Source organism: Bacillus sp. JJ1532, from assembly GCF_036965085.1.
Taxonomy (GTDB): domain Bacteria; phylum Bacillota; class Bacilli; order Bacillales; family Cytobacillaceae; genus Cytobacillus.
Genome location: NZ_JBALOW010000050.1, coordinates 45,297 through 51,735, shown reverse-complemented (window position 1 = coordinate 51,735; position 6,439 = coordinate 45,297). Strand labels below are relative to the sequence as shown.

The window sequence follows — 6,439 nt, the reverse complement described above, 5'->3', positions numbered from 1 at the left end:
TTTCTGTAGTCAGGATTTTTTTTTGTTCAGAAAAAGACCTTCAAAGCCTATTTCTTTTGATATCAGCTAAGAAAGGACATGAAATAGATTATGAATTTGAAAGTTTTTATTCTAGCATTATCAACTATCGCGGTTGGATTGGTTGAATTGATCATTGGCGGGATATTGCCGACAATTGCCGATGATTTTAACATTTCTTTAAGCTCTGCTGGACAGCTAATCACTGTGTACGCTCTTATATACGCCATCGCAGGGCCTGTTTTACTTGTGTTAACGAGCAAAATCGAACGAAAAAAATTGTATCTTGCTTCGTTATTCATATTTTTCCTTGGAAATGTCATGACGTATTTTAGTCCGAATTATATCTTTATGATGATTGCAAGAGTTTTAACTGCAGCTAGTACAGCACTAATTGTTGTACTTTCCTTGACCATTGCTGTGAAAATTGTTGCCCCTTCTCACCGAGCAAAGGCTTTAGGTCTCATTTATATGGGCATAAGTTCTTCTCTAGTATTAGGTGTACCATTGGGAATCCTTCTATCCAATATATTTGGATGGCGCATCATATTCCTTGGAATCGCCGCGTTATCAATTGGATCAATGGTGCTTATTTCAATATTCTTGGAGCGTATTCCAGGGGAAAGAACCATTCCGCTCTCCCAACAATTAAAGGCAGCAGGCAGTGCGAAAATAGGAAGTGCCCACCTCTCTACGGTGTTTATGCTGGCGGGACATTATACGGTTTATGCATATTTCACACCATTTTTAGAGACGAATTTTCATCTTAATTCCTACTGGATCAGTATCTTCTATTTTATATTTGGTATTGCGGCAGTAGGCGGCGGAGCATTCGGTGGAACACTTTCGGATCGGATTGGTACTCACAAAAGTATTGTGATCGTTATCAGTGCATTTGCGATTTGCTTATGCTTATTGCCATTAACAACCTTTTCCCTTGTCTTATTCATTCCAATGATGATGGTTTGGGGAGCATTGAGTTGGGCCTTGGCACCACCTCTACAAAGTTATTTGATTCAAATTGATCCGGCAACGTCCGACATACAGCAAAGCTTAAATAACTCTGCTCTGCAAATCGGAATTTCACTTGGATCAGCTATTGGTGGTCTTGTGTTAAACAATTCCGGAACTGTTTCTAGTACAGCTTGGTTTGGAAGTGGCGTTGTCATTATCTCGTTACTATTTGCAGTCTTTTCTTTGACAAGACCAGCTATAGCAAGAGAAAATACAAACTCCCCTGCGTCTTTCCAAAGGTCTTAAACCACTTGTCTTCCTTGATTTTGTGAATTTTTGGGCTATCCAGAAAGTCAGTTTTTCTAGACTTAGTGGATAGCTCTTTATCTTTTAGAATAGTCGGTCTTGTGGTGGCTGTGGCGGACACTAATCTTACATAAAATGCTCTTTCCTAAGTTCCCTCCCAAAATGATCGCAATGAATAATTCATAGAACGCGTGTAGACAATATTCCTTTATTCCCCAAGTTCATCCGTAAAAAAACCGACCTACTAATAAGATTATATAATTATGCTACTTCCCTCTCTTTTATTTGATATAATAAAGTATCTGAAAAAATAAATAGCATTAGAATTGTGGGGGAACCGGTGTTACCGGTTGAGACTGTACCTATGAGGTGCTGACCCTTTGAACCTGATCTGGTTAACACCAGCGGAGGAAACATATTCGAATGAAGTATAGATATGTTTGTTCATGTACGCGCGGGTTCTCATCCGGGTGTTTTTTATTTTTTCTGGAAACTATCATGAATGCTTTGGAGGAAAAAATGATGAAATGGTTGATTGCAACGATAATGACTACCTTGCTTCTCGCAGGATGTGCTGGAGGAAAGGAATCCACTGATTCAACAAAGGTACAACAAGAAAAAAATGAAAAGGTAACGGTTGTTTTGGATTGGACACCGAATACGAATCACACCGGTTTATATGTGGCACAGGATAAAGGATACTTTAAAGAAGAAGGCTTGGATGTGGAAATTATTATGCCTGGTGAAGCGGGAGCCGATCAGCTAGTTGCTTCTGGAAAAGCCGATTTTGGCGTCAGCTATCAAGAAAGCATTACACAAGCACGGGTTCAAGGGGTGCCTTTAGTTTCAATCGCAGCAGTAATCCAGCATAATACGTCTGGATTTGCCTCCCCAGCGGAGAAAAATATTACATCACCAAAGGATTTTGCAGGAAAAACATACGGGGGCTGGGGAGCTCCAGTTGAAAAATCAGTCATTACTTCATTAATGCAAATCGAAAATGCCAATGTAGAAGATGTTTCCATTGTAAATATGGGGGATACAGACTTTTTTACAGCTGTAAAACGAGATATTGATTTTGCATGGATTTATTACGGCTGGACAGGCATTGAAGCGGAAATTCGCGGAGAAAAGATTAATATGGTCTATTTAACCGATTATAGTAAAAAACTAGATTACTATACACCAGTTCTTGCAACAAATGAAAAGAAGCTTCAATCTAATCCGGAACAAGTGAAGAAATTTTTGAAGGCAGTTTCAAAAGGCTACAAGTTTGCGATCGATAACCCATCTGAAGCAGCAGATAGTTTATTAAAAGCAGCACCTGATCTTGATCAAGAGCTTGTGAAGAAAAGTCAGGAGTGGTTAGCATCACGTTATCAAGATGATGCTCCAAGATGGGGTGAGCAAAAACTTGAAGTTTGGGAAAACTATGCAAGCTGGATGTTTGAAAATCAATTATTAGACAAAGAGCTTGAGGCAAAAAAAGCTTTTACAAACGATTATTTACCACAGTGAGGAGACTGTAAGATGAACAATTCCCTGGTTAGCATTCAAATTATACCGAAAACAAAAAATGGAGAAGACGTGATTCCATATGTGGATGAAGCGATAAAAATTATTGAAGAATCAGGTGTCACTTATGAAGTCCATCCGTTAGAAACAACGATGGAAGGCGAGCTTTCTGAACTATTTGATGTGATCAAAAAAATGAATGAACGAATGATTGAAATGGGCAGCAAAAACGTGATTTCTCAAGTAAAAATTTTATATCAGCCAACAGGCATAGCCATGAATCAGTTAACGGAGAAGTATCGATAATGAAAATAATTCGTTTTAAGGGATGGAGATCGGTTTTCGTTCTCCTTCTCTTCTTTTTCATTTGGGAGATTATCGTTAAAAAAGCCGATATTCCAGAATGGCTGCTTCCTGCTCCCTCAACGATTATGACCGAAGTGATTGCAGGCTTTCCCAGTTTTTCTGAACATTTGCTTTCAACGATAAGACTTGGGGCTACAGGGTTTGCGATCGGTGTTGGGATTGGGCTTTTCGCAGCTATCCTGCTCTATCTCCTGCCGTTTGTCCGAGAAGCTATTTATCCGTTTCTAATTCTTTCGCAAAATATTCCCGTGATCGTACTAGCCCCATTATTAGTCATCTGGTTTGGTTTTGGGATATTGCCCAAAATGATAGTCATTACACTTGTTTGTTTTTTCCCGGTGACGATTGCAGCACTTGATGGATTTAAGCAAACATCACCTGACTTAAGGCATTACATGAAAATGGCTGGTGCGACAAAGAGCCAATTGTTTTGGAAGCTGGAACTTCCACATGCTCTCCCCTCCATTTTTTCAGGAATAAAAATCTCTGCCACTTATAGCATTATGGGTGCCGTTATTTCCGAATGGCTTGGGGCAAAATCAGGCATCGGCGTGTATATGACACTAGCTTCTTCCTCATTCCGAACCGATCGTGTGTTTGTTGCTATCTTTGCAATCATGGCGTTAAGCCTATTATTCTTTGCGGTAATCGTTTTGGTTGAACGACTTCTTATCCGCTGGCAGTCAAAAGGAGCAAACTAAAATGAGTGTCTTAACGATACAAGATATTTCGAAAAAATTTGCCGATGTAGATGTCATTAGTCATTTAAATTTACAAGTGAATGAAGGGGAATTTGTCTCTATTCTTGGGCCTTCAGGCAGTGGAAAAAGTACGCTCTTTTCGCTCATTGGCGGCATTCTCACTCCTGATGAAGGGACGATTACACTGAAGGGTGAAAAAATCAACAGCCAAACAGGTGCGGTCAGCTACATGCCGCAATCCCCTAGCTTGCTTCCTTGGAGAACTGTCTTACAAAATGTTCTTCTTGGTCAAGAGCTAAAAGGAACAAAGGATACTAGTAAAGCTTTAAAAATGATTGAAAAAGCTGGGTTAGCTGAATATACCAATTCTTATCCTCATGAGCTTTCCGGCGGCATGAAACAGCGGGTATCCTTTATTCGAGCTTTGCTTAGTCCACAGCCCATCATTTTGCTTGATGAGCCGTTTTCAGCGTTAGATGAACTGACAAGACTGGACATGCAAAAATGGCTATTATCCATCTGGGAAAATAATCGCCGAACTGTTTTGTTTGTCACCCATAATCTTGAGGAAGCTTTGTTTTTATCCGATCGGATTGTGATTCTTTCAAATAAACCGGCAACCATTGCAGCTGAATTTGTTATTCCTTTTCCTAGACCACGTAAGGAAGAGCTACTGTTAGAGGGCGACTTTTTACAATGGAAACGGAAAATCTATTACGAACTGAAATCGTTCATGGAGTAATGATATGAAAAAAATCATTGATGCCCATATTCATCTTGATCAATATGAAAAACGAGATTTAAGCAGAATTATTGAAGGTGACCCTTCCATTGAAGCCCTTATTGCCGTTTCTTTTGACTTGAAATCATGTAAGGCTACACAGGAAATTGCTTCGCATTTTCAACAAGTTTACCCTGCTTACGGCTATCACCCAGAGCAGCCTCTTCCTCATGAATATGAGCTTATCAAGCTTATTAATTGGATGGATCATCATCAAGACGAGATGATTGCAGTTGGTGAAGTGGGGCTTCCTTATTATTTGCGTCAAGAACAGGATCTTCCACTAAGTCCCTATCTTGAATTGTTAGAAGAAATAACAATCAAGGCGAAAATATGGCAAAAACCGCTTGTGCTTCACGCTGTATACGAAGACGCTAAAATTGTTTGTGATCTTCTTGAAAAGCACTCGATTTCAAAAGCACATTTCCATTGGTTCAAGGGTGATGAGTATACGATTGACCGGATGATTCAGAATGGCTACTTCATATCCATCACACCAGATGTACTCTATGAAAACGATATTAAGGAGCTTGTCAAAAAGTATCCACTCGAGCAAATCATGGTTGAAACCGATGGACCTTGGCCATTCGAAGGTCCTTTTACAGGTAAGCAGACCCACCCACAAATGATGCATAAATCCCTTGAGCAAATTTCCAGATTAAAGCGAGTGCCGATTACTGACGTTTACTCTATTGTTAGGGAAAATGCAGTTGGATTTTATGGTTTGAAGAGTAAGAGCGAACAATGAGTTATGATTGTTCGCTCTTAATTACATACGCAAACAAATGAGGTGATTTCGCAAATAAATTGAGTTGTTTGCAATTAATCCTGTCGTTTCGCAAATAAATTACGATAAAGGTGGCTGTAAGTAGGATCATTAACGACTGTGATTTCTATCATTAGATTTATCTCTTACATCGGTTATAATTTGCAATGAAAGTATATAGTAATGTTGAATACAATAGCTTATTAAAGATGAGGTGGATAAGAGATGTCTTTTTATAAAGTATTAAGTCAATATTATGATGATCTATTTCCTAGTAATCCAGCTCAACTAGAATTTATTAAGACCGCCGCAAACAAAAAAATAAAACTACTAGATATTGCTGCCGGAGCAGGCAACCAAGCGATTGAATTAGCGAAAGCTGGCTATCATGTAACAGCCGTTGATCTAGATGAGAAGATGGTCGAAAAAATCGAAAAAAAGCGAATGGATCACCATCTAAATTTATTGACATTACAATTAGATATGAGAAACATAGATCACTTTCATGATCGATCGTTTGATGCTGCCATTTGTATCGGAAACTCTATTGTTCATTTAGAATCATTTGAAGAGATAAGTATGTCCATAAAGAAAATATGGAATGTGCTATCCGAAGACGGCGTATTAATTATTCAAACTGTAAATTATGATCGTATCCTTCAACACCATATTACAGAATTGCCGATTATTGAATTGCCGAATAAGGGAGTTACATTTAAGAGAACCTATGACCACTTTGAAAATAAAATTAAATTCAACGGAGCACTTACGATCAATCAGGGAGCAGGCATTCAGACCTTCTCAAATAGTGTCGAGCTGTATCCATTAACTTCAAATGAGCTCAATGAGAGTCTAAAAATGGCTGGTTTTGGACGAGTTCAGTTATTTGGAGATTTTAAAGGATCGGCATATACGACTGAATCTCCTGCATTAATTGGTATTGCGTATAAATGAAAAAGCACAAGCTCCTTATGAACAGTTTTTAAAGAAGAAAAAAGATGTTTCGTCTGCTCATCCTTTTTCTATTAAAGT

General features: G+C 38.7%; 7 protein-coding genes and 1 riboswitch. All 7 genes read left to right on the top strand.

All coding sequences use genetic code 11. The features are described 5' to 3' along the window. The first annotated feature begins 90 nt into the window (after positions 1-90). The 7 genes from V7122_RS17570 (at position 91) to V7122_RS17540 (ending at position 6,361) form a co-directional block, all read left to right on the top strand. The gene (locus V7122_RS17570; protein WP_335527876.1) at positions 91-1,278 is read left to right on the top strand and encodes an MFS transporter; all 1,188 of its coding nucleotides are present in this window, start codon (positions 91-93) and stop codon (positions 1,276-1,278) included. A 320-nt stretch (positions 1,279-1,598) separates the two neighbouring features. Then, positions 1,599-1,708, top strand: a riboswitch (TPP riboswitch). Positions 1,709-1,797: 89 nt separating this feature from the next. Further along, the gene (locus tag V7122_RS17565; protein WP_335527873.1) at positions 1,798-2,796 is read left to right on the top strand and encodes an ABC transporter substrate-binding protein; all 999 of its coding nucleotides are present in this window, start codon (positions 1,798-1,800) and stop codon (positions 2,794-2,796) included. A 12-nt stretch (positions 2,797-2,808) separates the two neighbouring features. Then, positions 2,809-3,099, top strand: coding sequence for an MTH1187 family thiamine-binding protein (locus V7122_RS17560; RefSeq protein WP_335354347.1), 291 nt, complete (start codon positions 2,809-2,811; stop codon positions 3,097-3,099). After that, positions 3,099-3,860 carry an ABC transporter permease gene (locus V7122_RS17555; protein WP_335527870.1) on the top strand — a complete coding sequence of 254 codons (762 nt, stop codon included), beginning with the start codon at positions 3,099-3,101 and terminating at the stop codon, positions 3,858-3,860. Before V7122_RS17560 ends, V7122_RS17555 begins: the two co-directional genes overlap by 1 nt. A gap of 1 nt (position 3,861) precedes the next feature. Further along, the gene (locus tag V7122_RS17550; protein WP_335346847.1) at positions 3,862-4,602 is read left to right on the top strand and encodes an ABC transporter ATP-binding protein; all 741 of its coding nucleotides are present in this window, start codon (positions 3,862-3,864) and stop codon (positions 4,600-4,602) included. 4 nt (positions 4,603-4,606) lie between these two features. Continuing rightward, positions 4,607-5,389: a TatD family hydrolase gene (locus tag V7122_RS17545; RefSeq protein ID WP_335346848.1), complete on the top strand. Its 783-nt coding sequence runs from the start codon at positions 4,607-4,609 to the stop codon at positions 5,387-5,389. 243 nt (positions 5,390-5,632) lie between these two features. Then, entirely contained in the window at positions 5,633-6,361 is a 729-nt protein-coding gene (locus tag V7122_RS17540; protein WP_335346849.1) for a class I SAM-dependent methyltransferase, read from the top strand. The last annotated feature ends 78 nt before the right edge of the window (positions 6,362-6,439 follow it).

Coding starts and splice junctions, on each gene's coding strand:
- V7122_RS17560 (WP_335354347.1), top strand. CDS start 2,809: ATGAACAATTCCCTGGTTAGCATTCAAATTATACCGAAAACAAAAAAT.
- V7122_RS17550 (WP_335346847.1), top strand. CDS start 3,862: ATGAGTGTCTTAACGATACAAGATATTTCGAAAAAATTTGCCGATGTA.
- V7122_RS17570 (WP_335527876.1), top strand. CDS start 91: ATGAATTTGAAAGTTTTTATTCTAGCATTATCAACTATCGCGGTTGGA.
- V7122_RS17555 (WP_335527870.1), top strand. CDS start 3,099: ATGAAAATAATTCGTTTTAAGGGATGGAGATCGGTTTTCGTTCTCCTT.
- V7122_RS17565 (WP_335527873.1), top strand. CDS start 1,798: ATGATGAAATGGTTGATTGCAACGATAATGACTACCTTGCTTCTCGCA.
- V7122_RS17540 (WP_335346849.1), top strand. CDS start 5,633: ATGTCTTTTTATAAAGTATTAAGTCAATATTATGATGATCTATTTCCT.
- V7122_RS17545 (WP_335346848.1), top strand. CDS start 4,607: ATGAAAAAAATCATTGATGCCCATATTCATCTTGATCAATATGAAAAA.